Raw genomic sequence first — 17,728 nt, forward strand, 5'->3', positions numbered from 1 at the left:
ACACGGCGAGTGGTCCGTGGACGTCAGTCAGTCGCGTAGCGCCTCGGCCAGCGGTGTGGCCACGAGCTCGACCTGCCACTGGCGCGCACCGTCGGCGAGCAACGCATCGCCGACGGTGCCGGGCGACAGTGGGCTCGGCGGCTCCCAGGCGAGCGCACGCACGAGCGAGGGGGCGATGAGGTTCTCGGTGGGCAGGTCGTGCTGGTCGGCGAGGCCGGTGGTGACCTCCCGGGCCCGCCCCAGACGCTCGGCAGCCTCGGGGTGTCGGTCCGGCCAGGCGCGCGGCGGCGGAGGTCCCTCACCGCGAGGTGATGCCGACGGCAGCTCGTCCTCCGGCAGCGCGAGGGCCTCACGCACGGCGTCGAGCCACTGCTCGGTGAAGCGTCGCGGCCCGCGACCTCGCATGCCGGCGAGCTGCCGCAGCGAGGAGGCGTCCTGGGGAGCCTGCTTGGCGATCTCCATGAGTGCGGCGTCGGGCAGGATGCGGCCCGGTGTGGTGTCGCGCTGCTCGGCGATCGCGTCGCGTTCCTCCCACAACGCCTTGACCAGGCCGAGCATGCGGCGTCCGCGCGCCCGGTGGATGCCCGAGGTGCGTCGCCACGGCTCCTCCCGGGGAGCGGTGCCGGTGAACGACAGCAGCGCCTCGAAGTCCTGCCTCGCCCACTCCAGCTTCCCAGCGCGTTCCAGGTCCGCCTCGACGAGGTCGCGCAGCTCCACCAGCACCTCGACGTCGAGCGCGGCGTACTCCAGCCATGGCCTGGGCAGCGGGCGGGTGGACCAGTCGGCGGCGGAGTGCTCCTTGGCCAGAGAGAGCCCGAGGTAGTGCTCCACGAGGGTTGCCAGACCGACGCGGGGCAGGTTGAGCAACCGCCCGGCCAGCTCGGTGTCGAACAGCCTGGTCGGGCGCAGGCCGACCTCGGCCAGGCAGGGCAGGTCCTGCGTGGCGGCGTGCAGGATCCACTCGGCGTCGCCGATCGCCTCGTTGAGGTCGCTCAGGTCGTCGAACGCGATGGGATCGATCAGACCGGTGCCGGCGTGCTCTCGGCGCACCTGCACGAGGTAGGCGCGCTGGGAGTAGCGGTAGCCGGAGGCCCGTTCGGCATCGAGAGCCACCGGCCCGCTGCCCACTGTCACCTGCGCGCAGTAGGCGGCATAGGCGTCGCTGTCCTCGATGACGTCACCGAGCGGTTCCCGCAGCCCCAGACGGGGCAGCGGGGCCTGTGGTGGCTCGGTCTCGTTCGACGGAGTCTCGGGGGGCTGGGTCAACGGCCACCGCGCCTGCGCTGGAGCGGGACCACACCGGGGGTGAGCGGCGGGAGACCCGCGATCGCGCACAGCAGGTCCGACCATGCGCTGACGTGTCCATCGGCGTCCGACGCGGGAGTCCAGGAGGCGCGCACCTCGATCTGGGCGTCGGAGCCGTCGTCGGCCATCTCGCCGAACCCCTCGGTGGTGACGACGGTGACGCTGCCGCTGGCCGCGGTGTGCTCGGCGCCGTGGGAGCCCAGCGCATCGGCGAGCCAGCTCCAGCCGACCGTCGGCAGTGCTGGGTCGGCGGCCATCTCCGGCTCGACGTCGGCCCGGGCGAACGTGACGCACCGGAACGTGCCGCCCCAGGCGTCGTTGCCTGCCGGGTCGTGCAGCAGGATGAAGCGCCCGGTGGCCAGGTCCTCGCCGTCCACCTCGACGTCTCCGCTGAGGGCGAAGGCGTGGGGGGCGATGCGTTGCGGTGCGGGCATGACGTCGACCACGACCTCAGGGCGCAGCGTCGCGGCCTTCAGCTGCTCGACGGCGGTCTCGAAGGCCGGAGGGTTACGGTCGATCTCCCGGTGGACGCCCACCCAGCGATGGTAGGCGCAATCTCTGTGCTGGGCCCGAGCGACACTCCGACCGCAGCCCGCTGCCTCAGCCCTGCGAGAATCAGCAGCGTGACCTCCTCGACCACACAGCCCACCTCGAACCCTGCCACGCAGGACAGTGACTTCCTGCGGGCGTGCCGCGGGGAGGCGACGTCGCGGGTGCCGGTGTGGTTCATGCGGCAGGCCGGACGGTCGCTGCCGGAGTACCGCCGGCTCCGCGAGGGCGTGGCGATGCTCGACTCGTGCTTTCGTCCCGACCTCGTCGTCGAGATCACCCTGCAACCCGTCCGGCGCCACGACGTCGACGCGGCGATCTTCTTCTCCGACATCGTGGTGCCGCTCAAGGCGATCGGTATCGACCTGGACATCGTCCCCGGCACCGGACCGGTCGTCGCCGAGCCCATCGGTCGTCGCGAGCAGCTGGAGCGGCTGCGTCCCCTGGAGGACGGCGACGTGGAGCCGATCGCCGCCGCGGTCGGTGAGCTGGTCGCCGAGCTGGGACCCACACCACTCATCGGGTTCGCGGGGGCACCGTTCACCCTCGCCTCCTACCTGGTGGAGGGCGGCCCGTCGCGCGACCACCGCCTCACCAAGCAGCTCATGCACTCCGACCCCGTCCTGTGGCACGAGCTCCTCGGCCGGCTCGCCGTCGTGGCTCGGGAGTTCCTGCGCGTCCAGGTGGAGGCGGGAGCATCGGCCGTCCAGCTCTTCGACTCCTGGGCCGGGACGCTCTCGCTGGCCGACTACACCGAGTTCGTGGCACCGCACTCGCGCACCGTGCTGGAGGGTGTGGCCGGGCTCGGGGTCCCGCGGATCCACTTCGGCGTCGGCACGGGTGAGCTGCTGGGCACGATGGGCGAGGTCGGGGCCGACGTCGTGGGCGTCGACTGGCGGGTGCCGCTGGATGAGGCCGCGCAGCGCATCGGCCCGGACCGTGCGGTGCAGGGCAACCTGGACCCCACCACGCTGTTCGCCCCCACGGACGTCGTCCATGCGCATGCCGCGCGGATCATCGAGCAGGGACGCGCGGCACGCGGCCACGTGTTCAACCTCGGCCACGGGGTGCTGCCGGAGACCGACCCGGACGCCCTGACACGTCTGGTGGAGTTCGTGCACGGCTACGAGCTCGACTGATGCGCGTCGCCGTCGTCGGGGCCGGCATGGCCGGGCTCTCGGCCGCTCTGGACCTGCGTGAGGCCGGGGTCGACGTCGTCGTGCTGGAAGGGGCCGATCGAGTGGGCGGCAAGCTCGCCCTGGGCGACGTGGGCGGGGTGCGTGTCGACCTCGGCGCCGAGGCCATGCTGGCGCGACGCCCGGAGGCCGTCGACCTGGCCCGTCGGGTCGGGCTGGGTGAGGATCTCACCCATCCGGAGACGGTGGCCGCCGCGGTCTGGACCCACGGCGCGATCCGGCCGCTCCCGCCCACCGTCATGGGTGTGCCGTCCGACCTCGACGCACTGCAGCGTTCGGGGATCGTGACGCAGCGTCCCGTGGGGCGCAGGCTCGACATGCCACAGCAGGACGTGAGCGTCGCGGAGTTCCTGGTGCCGAGGGTCGGGCAGGACGTCGTCGACCGGCTGGTCGAACCGCTCCTGGGCGGTGTGTACGCCGGGCACGCCGACCGGCTCTCGCTCGAGGCCGCCGCCGCGCAGGTGGCTGCGCTCGGTGCGGACCCGCTCGCCGCCGCTGCTCGTGCCACGGACGCCCCCACGCGCACCGACCCGGTGTTCGCCGGGATCGTCGGCGGGGTGGGGAGGCTGCCGCAGGCCGTCGTCGACGCGGGCGGCCTGGACGTTCGTGTCGGCGCGACGGTGCGTTCGGTGGCTCGTGACGCGGACGGCTGGGAGGTCCACCACGGTCCCACCACCGATGTCAGCACCGAGCGTGTCGACGCCGTCGTGCTCGCGACCCCCGCCCCGGCCACCGCACGTCTGCTGGGCGACGTCGCACCGCAGGCGGCGTTCGCGCTCGCCGGTGTGGAGTATGCGTCGATGGCGATCGTGACGCTGTTGCTGGACGGCCCCGTGCCGTCGGAGGCGTCGGGCTTCCTCGTGCCGCCCGTGGACGGAACCACCATCAAGGGCGCGACGTTCAGCTCGGTCAAGTGGGGCTGGCTCGCCGAGCGCCTTGACGGGCGCAGCATCGTGCGTGCCTCGATCGGCAGGGCCGGCCAGAGCACCATCCTGCTGGGCAGCGACGAGAGCGTCGTGGACCTGGCCGTGGCGGACCTGCGTGCCGCTCTGGGGTCGTTGCCTGGCGTCGTCGCCTCCCACGTGCAGCGGTGGGGCGGCGGCCTGCCGCAGTACGAGGTGGGACACACCGCGCTGGTGGAGACGGTGGACCGCTGCGTGGCAGGCGTGCCCGGGCTGGAGGTCTGTGGCGCCGCCTACCGGGGGATCGGCATCCCGGCGGTCATCGCCTCGGGCCAGGAAGCAGCCCTGCGGACGTTGCAGGATGCAGCATTGGGAGGATGACGACATGAGCGAGCGAGTGAACCGATGAGCGTGCCGAACCAGGGCAAGCTGGCCAAGGAGGTCAACGAGTCGATCCGGTACACCATGTGGTCGGTCTTCCGGCTGGAGCGGGTCCTCGGCGGTGCTGACGATGGGGCCGGCCAGGGAGCCGACCGGGTTGGCGAGGCGGCCGAGGTGGATGCGCTGTTCGAGCAGCTGGCGGCCGACGACGTCGTGGTGCGTGGCACCTACGACGTCAGCGGCATGCGTGCCGACGCCGACCTGATGATCTGGTGGCACGCGCCGACGGCCGACGCACTGCAGGCGGCCTACAACGCGTTCCGCCGCACCAGGCTGGGCTCGCGCATGGTGCCGGTGTGGTCACAGACCGCACTGCACCGCCCCGCAGAGTTCAACCGCTCCCACATCCCCGCGTTCATGGCCGATGAGACCGTGCGCGACTGGGTGTGCGTGTACCCGTTCGTGCGCTCCTACGAGTGGTACCTGCTGCCGGAGGACGAGCGTCGCGACATGCTGCGCGAGCACGGCATGCAGGCCCGCCCCTATGCCGACGTCCGTGCCAACACCGTGGCATCTTTCGCACTCGGCGACTATGAGTGGATGCTGGCCTTCGAGGCCGACGAGCTGCACCGCATCGTCGACCTCATGCGCGAGCTGCGCGCCAGCCGGGCCCGTCGCCACGTCCGCGAGGAGGTCCCGTTCTACACCGGCCGCCGACGTGACGTCGCGGAGCTGACCTCGCTGTGGCCCTGATCTCCCACAACCGGGACGGCTCAGTCCGGTACCTGGGTCAGGCTGATGCCGTTGATGCAGTACCGCTGGTCGGTGGGGGTGTCAAAGCCCTCGCCCTCGAAGACGTGACCCAGGTGTGAGCCGCAGCGTCGGCAACGCACCTCGGTGCGCACCTGCAGCATGGAGCGGTCCTCGATGTACTCGACCCGGTCCTCGGCGAGCGGGGAGTAGAAGGCCGGCCAGCCGCAGTGGGCATCGAACTTGGTCTCGCTGCGGAACAGCTCGGCACCGCATGCGCGGCAGGCGTAGACGGCTGCCGTGGTGTCGGTCTCGAACGGCGAGCTGAACGGTCGCTCGGTGCCGGCCTCGCGCAGTACGTGGTACTCGGCGGCGCTCAGCTCTGCACGCCACTCGTCCTCGGTCTTGTCGATGCTGGACGTCTCCGCACTCTCACCCATCATGCTTCGATTCTACGGCGCGGCACCATCTCCGCAGTTGTTCAACCGGACGTGACCTGCCGTTCAGGTGGACATGGGAGAACGGCGTGGTGCCTGGTGTCCGCAAGTCTGCGCTGATCGCGGGCGGGGGAGTGCTCGCCACGTCGGCCGTCGCGTCTCTGGCGGCGCGCACGGTGCTGCGACGCCAGGCGGCGCGCGCCCGCTCCATCATCGGTCAACCGCTGGGGCATCGTGCGCCGGATGCTGACCGCAGCTACCGCAAGAAGCGCGGCGACCGCATCGAGCTGGTGCTCCTCGGTGACTCCATCGCGGCCGGTCTGGGCGCGGACGATGCCCGGGGGACGCTGGGCGCGCGGTTGGCCCGCAAGCTCGCCAAGCGCACCGATCGTGCGGTCCGCCTCCGCACGGCAGCCGTGGTGGGTTCGGAGAGCAGCATGCTCGCCGCTCAGCTCGATTCCCTCCCTGAGGGTTACCGGCCGGATCTCGCCGTCGTCATCGTCGGCGGCAACGACGTGACGCACCGGGTGCCGGTGGGGGAGTCGGTCAAGCACCTCGAGGACTGCATCGAGCGGCTCCGGGCACTGGGTGCACAGGTCGTCGTGGGCACCTGTCCGGACCTGGGCGCCCTGCGCGCCGTGCCCCAGCCGTTGCGCGCCCTCGGGGCCAGGGCGTCGCGGCAGCTCGCCCAGGCGCAACGGACGGCAGCGCTGGAGCGGGGCGCCCATGCGGTCTCGCTCGCCGACGTGGTCGGACCGTTCTTCATCACCAACCCGGACGAGATGTTCAGCCTCGACCGTTTCCACCCCAGTGCCTTGGGCTACAAGCGGACGGCCGCAGCCATGCTTCCCTCACTGCTGGTGGCCCTCGGGGAGCGCGACGACGTGCCGTTCGGGCACCACGCGCCCGTCCCGCTCATCGACTGACGGCGTCATCGCGCGCCTCTTGGTCGATCTCGGACCCACCGGGTGAGCAGCACGTCGTCCTGTGGCACGGCGTGCCCGAGACGGAATCCCAGCTGGGCCGGCGTTGGGTGCCGGGTCATGGCGGGACCGCCTGTGGTGAGCACGGGGGCGATGGTCAGGCAGATCTCGTCGACGAGGTCCTGTGAGATGAGCTCTCCGTGCAGCGTCGGTCCGCCCTCGCACAGGATGCGACGCAGGCCCCGCGACGCCCAGGTGCCGAGCACCGCAGGCCAGTCGACCTTCTGCCCGTCGCCGGTCAGCACCTCGACGCCGACCTCCCTCAGGACGGTGACGCCAGGGGCGTCCTCATCGGCAGCGGTGACCACCATGACGCCTGGGACGCAGAGCGGCTGGGGCACCCTGAGGCTCCGGGTGACCACGGCCAGCTGTGGCACGCGGGCAGCGGGCAGCGAGGAGTCGAGGTCCGCAGGATCGATCGGGCCGTAGCCCTCGGCGCGGGTGGTGCCTGCGCCGACGAGCACGACGTCGGCGAGCGAGCGCATGATCGTGAACGCCTGATGATCCACCTCACCGCCGAGCGAGCCGGAGACTCCGCCCTCGTCGGTCACCGAGCCGTCGATCGTGGTGACGAAGTTCGTCCGAACCCAGGGACGCTCGGAGGTGGGGTAGGCGTAGAGGTCAGGATCCATGGCTTGACCCTCCCACGCTGAGCGTGACGTTTCCGCCCTCGGATCGGTGATGCCGGGGCGAAAACGTCACGCTCAGCGGTGACGGGTCAGGCGAAGAGTGCCTCGAGCGGCACCAGGTCGACGGCCCCCACGGCATAGCGGGCGAGCACGACCTCGGCGATCTCGTCGGCAACACCGAGCGGCTCGGCCACGGCGACGGCGCCGGCCTCGTAGGCCAGCTCGGCGACGCGGTCCGGCAGGAAGCCGGGGGCCAGCATGAGCATGCCGACGGCGATGTGACGACGTCCGTCCGCACGGTGCGAGCGCACTGCTTCACCGGCTGCCGGGGGAGCACTCGAGGCGAAGGCCGCGATCGTCGGCAGCTTGTGGTGTGCGCCCCAGGCCCGGGCGGCCCGGGCGATGAGTGCGTTCGCGACGGGGTCGGAGGAACCGGCGCCGGCGAGCACGAGCGCGTCGAGCTCGCGGACACGGCGGTCCTTGAGCGACTCGCGCAGGCGCTCGTCGAGGACGCGGAAGAACGCGTTCTCGATGCCGAGGATCTTCGTGGCGACGATCTGCACGCCGTCGTGGCGCTGTCGAGCAGCCTCGACGGCCTGCGGTACGTCGACCTGGGCGTGGTACGCGTCGGTCAGCAGCAGGGGAACGACGACGATCTCGCCGTGCCCCTCGGCGACCAGGCGGTCGACGACATCGTCCAGGCCCGGCTCGTTCAGGTCGAGGAAGGCCGGTTCCACACGAAGGTCAGGACGCATGCACGCGACCCTCTCCGTCAGGGCAGTGATGGTGGCGGCAGAGCGGGGGTCGCGGCTGCCGTGCGCAAGAGCGATGAGTGCTGGTGCGGTCATGGTGCTGTCCTCCTTCCAGAGGGGGTCGGGCCGGTCTCGGCGTGGGGGTTGAGCAGACCGATGAAGCTGAGCTTGAAGGCGCGCTGACAGCTGCGACATTCCCACTGGCCGTGGGTCTCGCCGTGCGGACGCAGATCTTCATCGCCGCAGAAGGGGCAGTGGAACGGCACGGCACGTGTTCCGCTCATCGCGCCACCGCCGTGTGGAAGGGCGAAGAGTACGACGGCGGCGCGATGATGTTTCCTCGGTTCGCTCGCTGGGGGTACCGCCCTGCACGGAGCGAAGCGGAGTGCTTGGGGGAGCGCTCGCTCATCGGAGCACCTCCTCATCGGCTCGAGCCACCCAGTGGGCAAAGCTCTCCTCCTCGGTGCGCTGCTCGAGGTACGTGCGTGAGAGCTTCTCGATGTAGCCGGGGAGCTGCTCACCGGTGACCTTGTGGCCGCGGAGCTTGCGGCCGAACCCGGCATCGAGCCCGAGCGCGCCGCCCAGGTGGACCTGGAAGCCTTCGACCTGCTCGCCGTTCTCGTCCATGACGAGCTGACCCTTGAGGCCGATGTCGGCGGTCTGGATGCGGGCGCAGGAGTTGGGGCAGCCGTTCACGTTGACGGTGATCGGCGAATCCAGCTCGGGCACCCGCTCCTCGAGCTCGGCCACGAGGTCGCGGGCCCGATGCTTGGTCTCGACGATCGCGAGCTTGCAGTACTCGATGCCGGTGCAAGCCATGGTGTGCTGTCGCCATGCCGACGGGCGGGCGTGCAAGCCCAGCTCGGCCATGGAGGCGATGAGCGGCTCGACGGCGTCGTCGGCCACGTCCAGGACGATCAGCTTCTGCATCGGGGTCAAGGCGATACGACCGGAACCGCTCGCCTCGACCACGTCGGCGACCGAGCTCAGCAACGTGCCGGAGATCCGGCCCGCCGTGGTGGCGAACCCGACGTAGTTGCGGCCGTCGAGCTGACGGTGGACACCGACGTGGTCGACAGGGGTCGCCGGCACCTCGGGTGCCTCGAGGTCGATCAGCTCGCGCTGGAGGTACTCGGTCTGCAGCACGTCACGGAACTTCTCGATGCCCCAGTCGGCCACGAGGAACTTCAGCCGGGCGCGCGAGCGCAGACGGCGGTAGCCGTAGTCGCGGAAGATGCTGACGATTCCCTCCCAGACCTCGGGGACCTCGTCGATCGGGACCCAGGCGCCGAGGCGTTCGGCGAGCCGGGGGTTGGTGGAGAGCCCGCCTCCGACCCACACGTCGAAGCCGGGACCGTGCTCGGGGTGCTCGGCTCCGATGAACGCGACATCGTTGATCTGGGGGACGACGTCGTGGCCGGGGTGGCCGCTGATCGCCGTCTTGAACTTGCGGGGCAGGTTGGAGAAGGCCCGGTCGCCGATGTAGCGGCTCTCGATCGCGTCGATCGCCGGCTGTCCATTGATGAGCTCATCGGCGCTGACCCCGGCCACGGGGCTGCCGAGGATGACGCGTGGGCAGTCGCCGCAGGCCTCCTGGGTGGACAGGCCCACGGACTCCAGCCGCTCCCAGATGGTGGGGACGTCGCGCACGTCGATCCAGTGGTACTGGATGTTCTGGCGGTCGGTGACGTCGGCGCTGTCGCGGCCGAACTCGGTGGAGATCTCGGCGACGGTGCGCAGCTGCTCGAGGTTGAGCTGCCCGCCGTCGATGCGCACGCGCATCATGAAGTAGCGGTCGTCGAGCTCCTCGGGCTCCAACGTCGCGGTCTTGCCGCCGTCGATACCGGCCTTGCGCTGGGTGTACAGACCCCACCAGCGGAACCTGCCGCGTAGGTCGCCGGGGTCGATGGAGTCGAACCCGCGGTGGGCGTAGATGTTCTCGATGCGGGCGCGGACGTTGAGCGGGTTGTCGTCCTTCTTGGACTGCTCGTTGGGGTTGAGCGGTTCGCGGTAGCCCAGCGCCCACTGGCCCTCGCCGCGTCGGCGGCGGGCCGGACGCGTGGGTGCGGTGGTCTCTGTGGTCATGTCGTCGCTTCCTGCAGCAGGTATGAAGGTCCGTCGAGCGGACCGGGCTGGTGGCGTGGGTCAGCGACAGAGCATGGTGCGCGAGCGACCGAGGTCGACGTGGAGACGCTCCACGAGCCAAGTGTGCTGCGCGGTCAACATGCGGACAGTCTGTCCACCGGGAGGGACGGCAGACAAGCGCTGATCTCAAATACCAGGACGCCTGTCCATATTACGAGACCCTGGTGCACGGTGGCCCCGTATGACAGCCGGTTCAGGAGGGTCCTGTGGCGCGTGTCACTCGGGGCTCGGTGTGACCACCGCGACGACGTAGACGCCCGCAGCGGCGCCGACCAGGGCCGCGCCGGCGGCGACGAGCGTCGTCGTCCACGTGATGAGCCCGGCCGTGGCGAGACCGATGAGCACCGCCGGAGCCACGGCAGCAGCCAGTGCCACATTGAGCACGGCGCCGGCCAGGAACGTGGGTGCGGCCCACCAGGCCGCAGGTGCACCGCCGTCCACCGCGAGCACCGTCCAGGAGGCAATCAGGCCGACGAGGACGCCGGCGACGGCCGTCGTGGTCAGGGCCGGGGTGTCCCAGACGAGCGTCGCGGACTCGTTGACGCGTCCCAGTGCGAGCACCAGACCGCCGGCGGCCACCGACCCGACGACCTGGGCTGCGACGAGCGGCAGCAGCGAGCTGGCCGGGCTGCGTCCGGTGAGGGCCAGACCCACGGCCGCCGTCGCGCCGGCCAGCGGCAGGCCGGACTCGGAGTCGGTGCTGTGCAGGGACGCGAACCACAGCAGCAGCGCGAAGGTGCCCGCTACGGCTGCTGCCGCGAGCATGGCGTCGCTCGCTCCCAGAGCCAGCGCGGCGACGAACGTGCCCGCGAAGTGAAGGACTGCGGTGGTGACAAGGGGGCGCATCAGGCTCCTGGGATCGGGCGGCCGGTTGTGCAGCAACACTAAGCCGTGTCCGCGGCGCGGCCTGGTTTCAACTCGTCGGCCGCGAGCTGTGCGACGTCCCGATCCTGGCGTGTCGCGGCACTACGGTGGAGGCCATGCCCGGGTCCGTGCTGAAGAGGTGGGCGATCGTCGACCTCCTGGCGCGCATCGCGGCGTCCACGTTCCGACGCTGCTTCCACAACCGCGTCACCGGACTGGCTGCGGAGGCAGCGTTCTTCGCGATCCTCTCGCTGCCGCCGCTGGTGTTCGGTCTGGCGGGCTCGATCGGGTTCATCGCACGCCGCTACGACGTCACCCAGGTGGACGTGTTCGAGGAGCGTGTCCTGGCGCTGGCGTCGCAGGCGCTGACGCCCAGCACCGTCGACCAGGTGATCGCGCCGACCCTGGACGAGGTGCTCTCCTCGGGCCGTATCGACGTCGTCTCCATCGGGTTCGTGCTGGCCCTGTGGTCCGGGTCGCGTGCCCTCAACGTCTTCTTCGACACCATCACGATCATGTACGGCCTCGGCGGCGAACGGGGCATCGTCAAGACTCGCGCCCTGTCATTCCTGCTGTACGTCGTGGCCCTGCTCATCGGCATCGTGCTGGTGCCGTTGGTGCTGGCGGGACCGGAGGTGGCAGCGGAGTTCGTGCCGGCGGAGCTCTCGGTGCTCGAGCCGCTCTACTGGCCGGCAGTGCTCGTGGTCTCGGTCGGCTTCCTCGCCACGCTGTACCACCTGGCCGTGCCGGTGAGGGTCTCCTGGCGCTCCAGCCTGCCGGGTGCCGCGTTCACGATGGTGCTCTGGGTGGTCGGTAGCGCGGTGGTGCGCTGGGCCCTGGGATTCTCCACCGGCGGCACCTCCATCTACGGCCCGTTGGCTGCCCCCATCGCCGTCCTGCTGTGGCTCTACGTCCTGTCCATCGCGGTCCTGATCGGCGCAGCACTGAACTCCGCACTCGACACCGAGCGGCACCCGGGACGTGTGAGACAAGACACGGCTGACGGAGAGCCGCAGGGGAGTCGATAGGATCCGACGCATGAGCGCTCGCGTGAAGGTGGCGGCAGTGATCGTGCTGCTGATCGGGATCGGCGTCCTGCTCTTTGGGTTGCGATCCTGCAGCGCAGACGACACCGACTCCGACGCGGCGCCCTCGGACGACCCAGCCCCCAGCGAGTCCCTGGCCCCGGTGCAGATGTCGACAGAGCAGATCTCCGATGCGATCAAGGCCAAGCTGGACGACAACGCCGGTCAGCCGACGCGAGTGGAGTGCCCGGAGAAGGTGGATCAGAAGGTCGGTACGACGTTCGAGTGCGATGTCTTCTTTGCTGATCAGCCCGACACTGGGGCGGTGTCCACCGCGTCGGTCGAGATCAATGGCCCTGACGGCGCGTTCGTCTGGGAAGCCGTCCGCAACGAGTAGGGCCTCATGAACAAGACCCGAGCCGTCGCCGTCGCCTTCGTCGTGCTGTTCATCGCGGCTGCCGGTGTCCTCGGTCTGCGCTCGTGGGTCGGGATCGAGGCCGGGGAGGACCTCGTGGGCAGCACGTCCACGTCCGCACCGAGCGACGCGCAGTCCCCGGACCCGCAAGAGCCGCAGGAGACGGCGGACCCGACGCCCACCTCCAGCAACACGCCGTCGCCGGAGCCCACGCTGGAGGACCACCACGACTCAGATCGTGACGGTGAAGGCCTTGCCTCACCCAGCGGCATCGCCGCCGACATCGAGGCCCGCCTGAACCAGTCGGGCCCCCGAACCTCCGTGTCGTGCCCGCAGGCCGTCTCGACCGCCGTCGGCACGACGTTCAGCTGCTCCGTGGCCTACGCCGACAGGCCGCACGAGGCGGTGGCGGACGCCCAGGTGAACATCGTGGGTTCGGGGCTTCGCTACGTCTGGCGCTCCACTCCGCGCTGAGTGCCGTCACGTGCGGTTTTGTCCTGGCGGCGCGGAGCCCTGCGTCTCGACCTGAGGCCGTCGGTCAGGACGACTTGCGAAAGTCGTTCGCCGCCGAGACGAGCTCGCGGACCCGCGCGCTGTCGACCTCGTTCTCGAATACTCCGTCGCGCTTGAAGTAGGTTCCTACGACGGCGCCGTCTGCAACGGCGAGCTGGTCCGCGATGTTGTGGGCCTTCACGCCGGTGTTCACGAAGACCGGCACATCACCGGCGGCCGACTTGGCGATCGAGAGTGTCTGCGTGTTCGTCGGGGCTCCGGCCGTCAGGCCTGAGACGCAGAGCGCGTCCGGAAGCGTGGCGAACACTGTGGAGCGGGTGAGCGACTCCAGGTCACGCTCGGCAAGATACGTCGCCGACTCTGGAACGATGTTGAAGAAGAGCTTCACGTGGTCAGCTCCGATCCTGTGGCGGTGCCGCGCGACCTCGCCGACGTTGGTGCTCCAGAGACCGAAGTCGCTGGCGTAGACGCCGGTGAAGATCTCACGGACGTACTGTGCGCCCGTGGCCATCGCCAGGTCGATGGAGGCTCGCCCGTCCCACAGCACGTTCACGCCGTAGGGAATATCGATCTCGTCGACGAGCTCGCCGATCACGCGCGCCATGGAGATCGCAGTGATCGGCTCGGTGTCCGTCAGGTAGGGGAGGCTGAACTCGTTCGAGATGAGCACGCCGTCCACGCCGCCCTCCTGCAGCGCGTGCAGCTCGCGCCGAGCGCGCTCGACGACTGCCTTCATGCCTGCCCGGCTGTCGTACTGAGGGTCGCCGGGAAGCGCCGACAAGTGCAGCATCGCAATCACGGGCTTGGGGTTCTCGAACGCGTCCTTGAGCCAGCTGGTCATGCCGATCCTCTCGAGTGATGGGTGGCTCCGGCGCTGATGGCGCCGAGAAGCCGATGCTCGGACCCACGTGCCGATTCAGCATGTGAGAAGAATGAACATTATCGTGGCACACATGATGTGAAAAAGACACATTGAGGTGAGGGTTTGTATCGTTCTGGATGAGGTCGTCCTGTGCGGGGGCCGCACCGCTCACGTCGCTGGAGGGTGATGGTTCGTGGCCATGGAATCGCCGGGTTCTGGTCATGATCGTGCGACAAGACTTTGCCGTGAACGATTGACGAACGCCCCGAGATGCTTTCTACTGATTCCCACCATTGGCGATAATTTGCATCACAAATGCTCGCGCGATGAGGAAAACTGACACTAGGAGTGTGCGAAATGAAGCGTAAGCTCATGCAGGGCGTGGGGATTGGTGCTGCGGCGATGCTGGCGTTGACCGGATGCGGCCAGGTCGGCGACTCAGCCGGTGGCGGCGACGCAGACGCCTCGGGAGAGGACCTGTCGATGGTCACCGTCGTGAAGGTCTCCGGCGTCGGCTGGTTCGACCGCATGGAGGTCGGCGTCGACGAGTACGCCGAGGAGACCGGTCAGGACGTGAGGCAGGAGGGGGCAGACGACGCGAGCCCCGAGAAGCAGATTCAGATCATCCAGGACATGATTGCCCAGGCTCCGGACGCCATCACCGTGGTGCCGAACTCGCCCGAGGCACTCGAGGCCGTGCTGACGCAGGCGCGCGATCACGGGATCGTTGTCGTCGCCCACGAGGCAGCGGGGATCGAGAACGTCGACATCGACATCGAGGCCTTCGACAACGCCTCGTACGGCGCGCAGATCATGGACAACCTCGGCGAGTGCATGGACGGCGAAGGCGAGTACGTGCAGTTCGTCGGTGGGCTGACCGCCAAGACGCACACGGAGTGGATCCAGGGCGCTCTCGACCAGCAGGAGGCTGACTTCCCGGACATGAAACGCGTCGAGGACCCGGTCGAGTCCAAGGAGGACGAGAACGTCGCCTACGAGCGCGCCAAGGAGCTGCTCGCCAAGCACCCCGACCTCAAGGGGTTCCAGGGTTCTGCGGGTACGGACGTATCCGGCATCGCCCGTGCCGTGCAGGAAGCCGGTCTCGAGGACCAGGTGTGTGTGATGGGCACCAGCATCCCCTCCGTGGCGAAGCAGTACCTGCAGGACGGATCGATCGACAAGATCTTCTTCTGGGACCCCGCCCTGGCCGGGAAGGCCCAGCTCAAGGTCGCCGAGCTGCTCGTCACGGGCGAGGAGATCACTGAGGGGACCGACCTCGGCATCGAGGGGTATGAGTCGCTGACCCAGCTCGAGGGCTACGACAACGTCTTCGTCGGTGACGCGGCGGTCATCGTCGATGCGGACAACGTCGACGAGTACGACTTCTAGGCACCGCGTCCAGACGACGTGGTCGAAGCAGACTCGGACAACCACTGCAGCGGGGCCGTGGAGCGCCGCGGCCCCGCAGGAGAGGGAGAGATGGGATGGCAGCAGACCACGATTCTGGCCAAGACGCTCCGGTGCTCGAGGTGAGAGGAATCGGGAAGACGTTCGGCGGCGTCGTCGCGCTCGACGAGGTCGGGCTTGAGCTCCGGCCCGGCCGCGTGCACTGCTTGGCCGGAGAGAACGGTAGTGGCAAGTCCACACTGATCAAGATCGTCAGTGGAGTGGAGACGGCCGACACCGGCGAGATCCGGATCGACGGCCAGCTGGTGTCGAAGGTGACCCCGACGCAGGCGCTGCGCGCCGGCATCCAGGTGATCTACCAGGACTTCTCCTTGTTCCCGAACCTCTCCGTCGCCGAGAACATCGTGCTACCGGCTGCGATCGCGGCCCGCAGCTGGGTGTACCGCGCGAAGCGGCTCCGGCCCGATGCCGAGAGGATCGTGAGTGAACTCGGGTTGCGACTCGACCTGGATGCGGAGGTCGGCGGACTTTCGGTCGCCGACCGGCAGCTCACCGCGATCTGCCGGGCGCTCGTGCAGGACGCGCGGGTGATCTTCATGGATGAGCCCACCACCGCCCTCACACACACCGAGGTCGAGCGACTCTTCGCGCTCGTGCGCCGGTTGCAGGAGCGTGGCGTCGCACTCGTGTTCGTGAGCCACAAGCTCGAGGAGGTGCTGGAGGTATCCCAGGACGTCACGGTCCTGCGCAGCGGACGACTCGTGGCCACGGGAGCCGCTGAGGAGTTCGACGTCGTCTCCTTGACGGAGGCGATGACCGGTCGCGCGGTCGACAGTTCCCGCAACGTCATCGAGGTCGACGATGTCAAGGAACCGCTCCTGCAGGTGGAGCATCTGAGCCTGGAAGGCGCCTTCACCGACATCAGCTTCGATCTCCGGCCAGGGGAGGTGCTGGGAGTGACCGGCCTGCTGGGGTCTGGGCGCGGTGAGATCGCCGAAGCACTCTTCGGCGTGCTGAAGGCCGACTCGGGCCAGATCCGGCTCGACGGCGCGCGGGTGAAACCTGGCAGCATCCCCGCCGCTGTCGGAGCGGGGTTCGGCTATGTACCCGAGGATCGCCTCACCCAGGGTCTGTTCCTCGACCGGCCCATCTCGGACAACATCATCGCCGGCTCGCTGTGGTCGCACACACGAGCTCGCCTCTTCCTCAGCGGGAGACGGATCACGGCCACCGTTTCCGATCTGTTCGCGCGTCTGCGCATCAAGGCTCCGAACGTCGAGGCCCCGGTGCGCTCCCTCTCCGGCGGAAACGCGCAACGTGTGGTGCTGGCCAAGTGGCTCTCCACACATCCGCGCGTGCTCGTCCTGAACGGCCCTACCGTGGGCGTGGACGTCGGGTCGAAGGAAGAGATCCTGGCGATCCTGAGGAACGTCGCGCGTGATGGCAAGGGCGTCATCATGATCTCCGACGACGTGCCGGAACTGGTGTCCGTGTGCCACCGGGTGCTGGTCATCCGTCGTGGACGTCTCGTGGCCGAGGTGATCGGAGACGACATCGAACCCGGGCACATCCAAGAGGTGATGGCGGCATGAGTGTGTTGACTCCTGCGCGGCCGAAGACGTTCCGCCCGACCAGCGAGTGGGTGCTCGTCGGGATCATCGCACTGCTCGTGCTGGTGATGAGCCTGGTCAACCCCGAGTTCTTCTCGGTGCACACGCTCTTCTCGATCCTGAGATCCTCGCTCGTGCCCACCGTCCTCGCGCTGGCGGTGCTGCTGATCATCATCTCGGGCGGCATCGACGTGTCGTTCCCCGCGATTGCCATCTTCGCGGCGTACACGACGATATCCCTCGCGCAGCGGGGCTCCTTCGATCCTGGGGTGATCGGCATCCTCGTCATCGCGATCGGGATCGGAGCGCTCCTCGGCCTGGTCAATGGTGCAGTGATCGCACGCTTCAGGTTGCCCACGCTGATCGTGACGCTTGCCACGCAGGGCATCTTCAAGGGTGCGCTGCTCGCCTACGTCGGGTCGAGCTACATCGCGGGCCTTCCGGAGAGCATCGCGCCGTACTCCACCGCGAACCTGATTGCCATCGAGTCACCGCGCGCCTACCTGCCGGTGCTGATCGTGCCGGTCGCGGTGCTCGTCGTTGGTGTGTCGCTGCTGCTGCGCAAGACGATGTTCGGACGCGGTCTGTATGCGATCGGCGGAGACACCGAGAGTGCGCGGCGTGCTGGATTTCCGGTCATGCGGTTCCAGGTGCTGCTCTACGTGCTGGCCGGCGCGATCGCCGCCGTCGGCGGCCTGCTCCACGTCGTGCTGGGCCGCAGCGCCAACCCGCAAGACCTCGTGGGCACGGAGCTCGACGTCATCGCAGCCGTCGTGCTCGGCGGCGCCTCGATCTTCGGCGGACGGGGGAGCGTCGTCGGCACGGTGCTCGGCGTGCTGCTCGTGCAGATCATCAACAACAGTCTCATCCTGATGGGCGTCCCCACGGCGTGGCAGCGGGCATCGGTGGGCCTGCTCCTCGTGATCGGCGTCGGTGTGCAGGCCGTCATGGCGAAGCGGGCGTCGAAACGAACGTTCGTGCTCGACACGGAGAAGGAGTGACG

The 17,728-nt window shown here is 69.1% G+C and carries 18 protein-coding genes; 10 read left to right on the forward strand and 8 right to left on the reverse strand.

Features of this window, described 5'->3' with window-relative positions:
• Positions 1 to 27: 27 nt before the first annotated feature.
• Positions 28 to 1,266, reverse strand: a complete 1,239-nt coding sequence (locus tag ACEVFP_RS08200; protein WP_375003248.1) for a ribonuclease D — start codon at positions 1,264 to 1,266, stop codon at positions 28 to 30.
• Positions 1,263 to 1,841: a DUF3000 domain-containing protein gene (locus ACEVFP_RS08205; protein ID WP_375003250.1), complete on the reverse strand. Its 579-nt coding sequence runs from the start codon at positions 1,839 to 1,841 to the stop codon at positions 1,263 to 1,265. Before ACEVFP_RS08205 ends, ACEVFP_RS08200 begins: the two co-directional genes overlap by 4 nt.
• An 87-nt stretch (positions 1,842 to 1,928) precedes the next feature.
• Between ACEVFP_RS08205 and hemE the strand changes: the two genes are divergently transcribed.
• From hemE to hemQ, 3 genes are read left to right on the forward strand one after another with little or no spacing between them, the layout of a single operon-like run.
• Positions 1,929 to 2,993, forward strand: a complete 1,065-nt coding sequence (gene hemE, locus ACEVFP_RS08210) for a uroporphyrinogen decarboxylase (RefSeq protein WP_375003251.1) — start codon at positions 1,929 to 1,931, stop codon at positions 2,991 to 2,993.
• Positions 2,993 to 4,333 carry a protoporphyrinogen/coproporphyrinogen oxidase gene (locus ACEVFP_RS08215; RefSeq protein ID WP_375003252.1) on the forward strand — a complete coding sequence of 447 codons (1,341 nt, stop codon included), beginning with the start codon at positions 2,993 to 2,995 and terminating at the stop codon, positions 4,331 to 4,333. Before hemE ends, ACEVFP_RS08215 begins: the two co-directional genes overlap by 1 nt.
• Before the next feature lie 24 nt (positions 4,334 to 4,357).
• The gene (gene hemQ, locus ACEVFP_RS08220) at positions 4,358 to 5,086 is read left to right on the forward strand and encodes a hydrogen peroxide-dependent heme synthase (RefSeq protein WP_375003253.1); all 729 of its coding nucleotides are present in this window, start codon (positions 4,358 to 4,360) and stop codon (positions 5,084 to 5,086) included.
• 20 nt (positions 5,087 to 5,106) lie between these two features.
• On the opposite strand, the gene msrB is transcribed toward hemQ, so the two are convergent.
• Positions 5,107 to 5,523 carry a peptide-methionine (R)-S-oxide reductase MsrB gene (gene msrB / locus ACEVFP_RS08225; RefSeq protein WP_375003790.1) on the reverse strand — a complete coding sequence of 139 codons (417 nt, stop codon included), beginning with the start codon at positions 5,521 to 5,523 and terminating at the stop codon, positions 5,107 to 5,109.
• A gap of 86 nt (positions 5,524 to 5,609) precedes the next feature.
• Between msrB and ACEVFP_RS08230 the strand changes: the two genes are divergently transcribed.
• Positions 5,610 to 6,446 carry an SGNH/GDSL hydrolase family protein gene (locus ACEVFP_RS08230; protein WP_375003254.1) on the forward strand — a complete coding sequence of 279 codons (837 nt, stop codon included), beginning with the start codon at positions 5,610 to 5,612 and terminating at the stop codon, positions 6,444 to 6,446.
• A gap of 5 nt (positions 6,447 to 6,451) precedes the next feature.
• Here ACEVFP_RS08230 and ACEVFP_RS08235 read toward each other — a convergent pair whose 3' ends face one another.
• The 4 genes from ACEVFP_RS08235 to ACEVFP_RS08250 form a co-directional block, all read right to left on the reverse strand.
• A complete protein-coding gene (locus ACEVFP_RS08235) occupies positions 6,452 to 7,135 on the reverse strand; it encodes a dihydrofolate reductase family protein (protein WP_375003256.1) in 684 nt (227 codons plus the stop codon).
• Between the two features lie 86 nt (positions 7,136 to 7,221).
• Positions 7,222 to 7,980 carry a sirohydrochlorin chelatase gene (locus ACEVFP_RS08240; protein ID WP_375003257.1) on the reverse strand — a complete coding sequence of 253 codons (759 nt, stop codon included), beginning with the start codon at positions 7,978 to 7,980 and terminating at the stop codon, positions 7,222 to 7,224.
• A gap of 309 nt (positions 7,981 to 8,289) precedes the next feature.
• Positions 8,290 to 9,969: a nitrite/sulfite reductase gene (locus tag ACEVFP_RS08245; protein ID WP_375003258.1), complete on the reverse strand. Its 1,680-nt coding sequence runs from the start codon at positions 9,967 to 9,969 to the stop codon at positions 8,290 to 8,292.
• A 276-nt stretch (positions 9,970 to 10,245) separates the two neighbouring features.
• Entirely contained in the window at positions 10,246 to 10,875 is a 630-nt protein-coding gene (locus tag ACEVFP_RS08250; RefSeq protein WP_375003260.1) for a hypothetical protein, read from the reverse strand.
• 134 nt (positions 10,876 to 11,009) lie between these two features.
• Between ACEVFP_RS08250 and ACEVFP_RS08255 the strand changes: the two genes are divergently transcribed.
• Genes ACEVFP_RS08255 through ACEVFP_RS08265 form a run of 3 tightly spaced genes read left to right on the forward strand, consistent with a single transcriptional unit; the run spans position 11,010 to position 12,807 of the window.
• The gene (locus ACEVFP_RS08255) at positions 11,010 to 11,921 is read left to right on the forward strand and encodes a YihY/virulence factor BrkB family protein (RefSeq protein WP_375003261.1); all 912 of its coding nucleotides are present in this window, start codon (positions 11,010 to 11,012) and stop codon (positions 11,919 to 11,921) included.
• 10 nt (positions 11,922 to 11,931) lie between these two features.
• On the forward strand, positions 11,932 to 12,315 hold the full coding sequence (locus ACEVFP_RS08260) for a DUF4333 domain-containing protein (RefSeq protein ID WP_375003263.1): 384 nt from the start codon (positions 11,932 to 11,934) through the stop codon (positions 12,313 to 12,315).
• Positions 12,316 to 12,321: 6 nt separating this feature from the next.
• Complete coding sequence (locus ACEVFP_RS08265; protein ID WP_375003264.1) at positions 12,322 to 12,807, forward strand: hypothetical protein; 486 nt, start codon at positions 12,322 to 12,324, stop codon at positions 12,805 to 12,807.
• Positions 12,808 to 12,871: 64 nt separating this feature from the next.
• On the opposite strand, the gene ACEVFP_RS08270 is transcribed toward ACEVFP_RS08265, so the two are convergent.
• Positions 12,872 to 13,687, reverse strand: coding sequence for a BtpA/SgcQ family protein (locus tag ACEVFP_RS08270; RefSeq protein WP_375003266.1), 816 nt, complete (start codon positions 13,685 to 13,687; stop codon positions 12,872 to 12,874).
• Positions 13,688 to 14,065: 378 nt separating this feature from the next.
• On the opposite strand from ACEVFP_RS08270, the gene ACEVFP_RS08275 reads away from it, so the two are divergent.
• The 3 genes from ACEVFP_RS08275 (at position 14,066) to ACEVFP_RS08285 (ending at position 17,726) form a co-directional block, all read left to right on the forward strand.
• Positions 14,066 to 15,097 (forward strand): autoinducer 2 ABC transporter substrate-binding protein, encoded by a 1,032-nt coding sequence (locus ACEVFP_RS08275; RefSeq protein WP_375003267.1) that lies wholly within the window; start codon positions 14,066 to 14,068, stop codon positions 15,095 to 15,097.
• A gap of 140 nt (positions 15,098 to 15,237) precedes the next feature.
• Entirely contained in the window at positions 15,238 to 16,707 is a 1,470-nt protein-coding gene (locus ACEVFP_RS08280) for a sugar ABC transporter ATP-binding protein (protein WP_375003268.1), read from the forward strand.
• Positions 16,704 to 17,726 (forward strand): ABC transporter permease, encoded by a 1,023-nt coding sequence (locus tag ACEVFP_RS08285; protein WP_375003269.1) that lies wholly within the window; start codon positions 16,704 to 16,706, stop codon positions 17,724 to 17,726. The genes ACEVFP_RS08280 and ACEVFP_RS08285 overlap by 4 nt, the downstream gene beginning before the upstream one ends.
• Positions 17,727 to 17,728 lie beyond the last annotated feature (2 nt).

This window comes from Aeromicrobium sp. CTD01-1L150 (genome assembly GCF_041951745.1).
In the GTDB taxonomy this organism is placed as follows: Bacteria; Actinomycetota; Actinomycetes; order Propionibacteriales; family Nocardioidaceae; genus Aeromicrobium.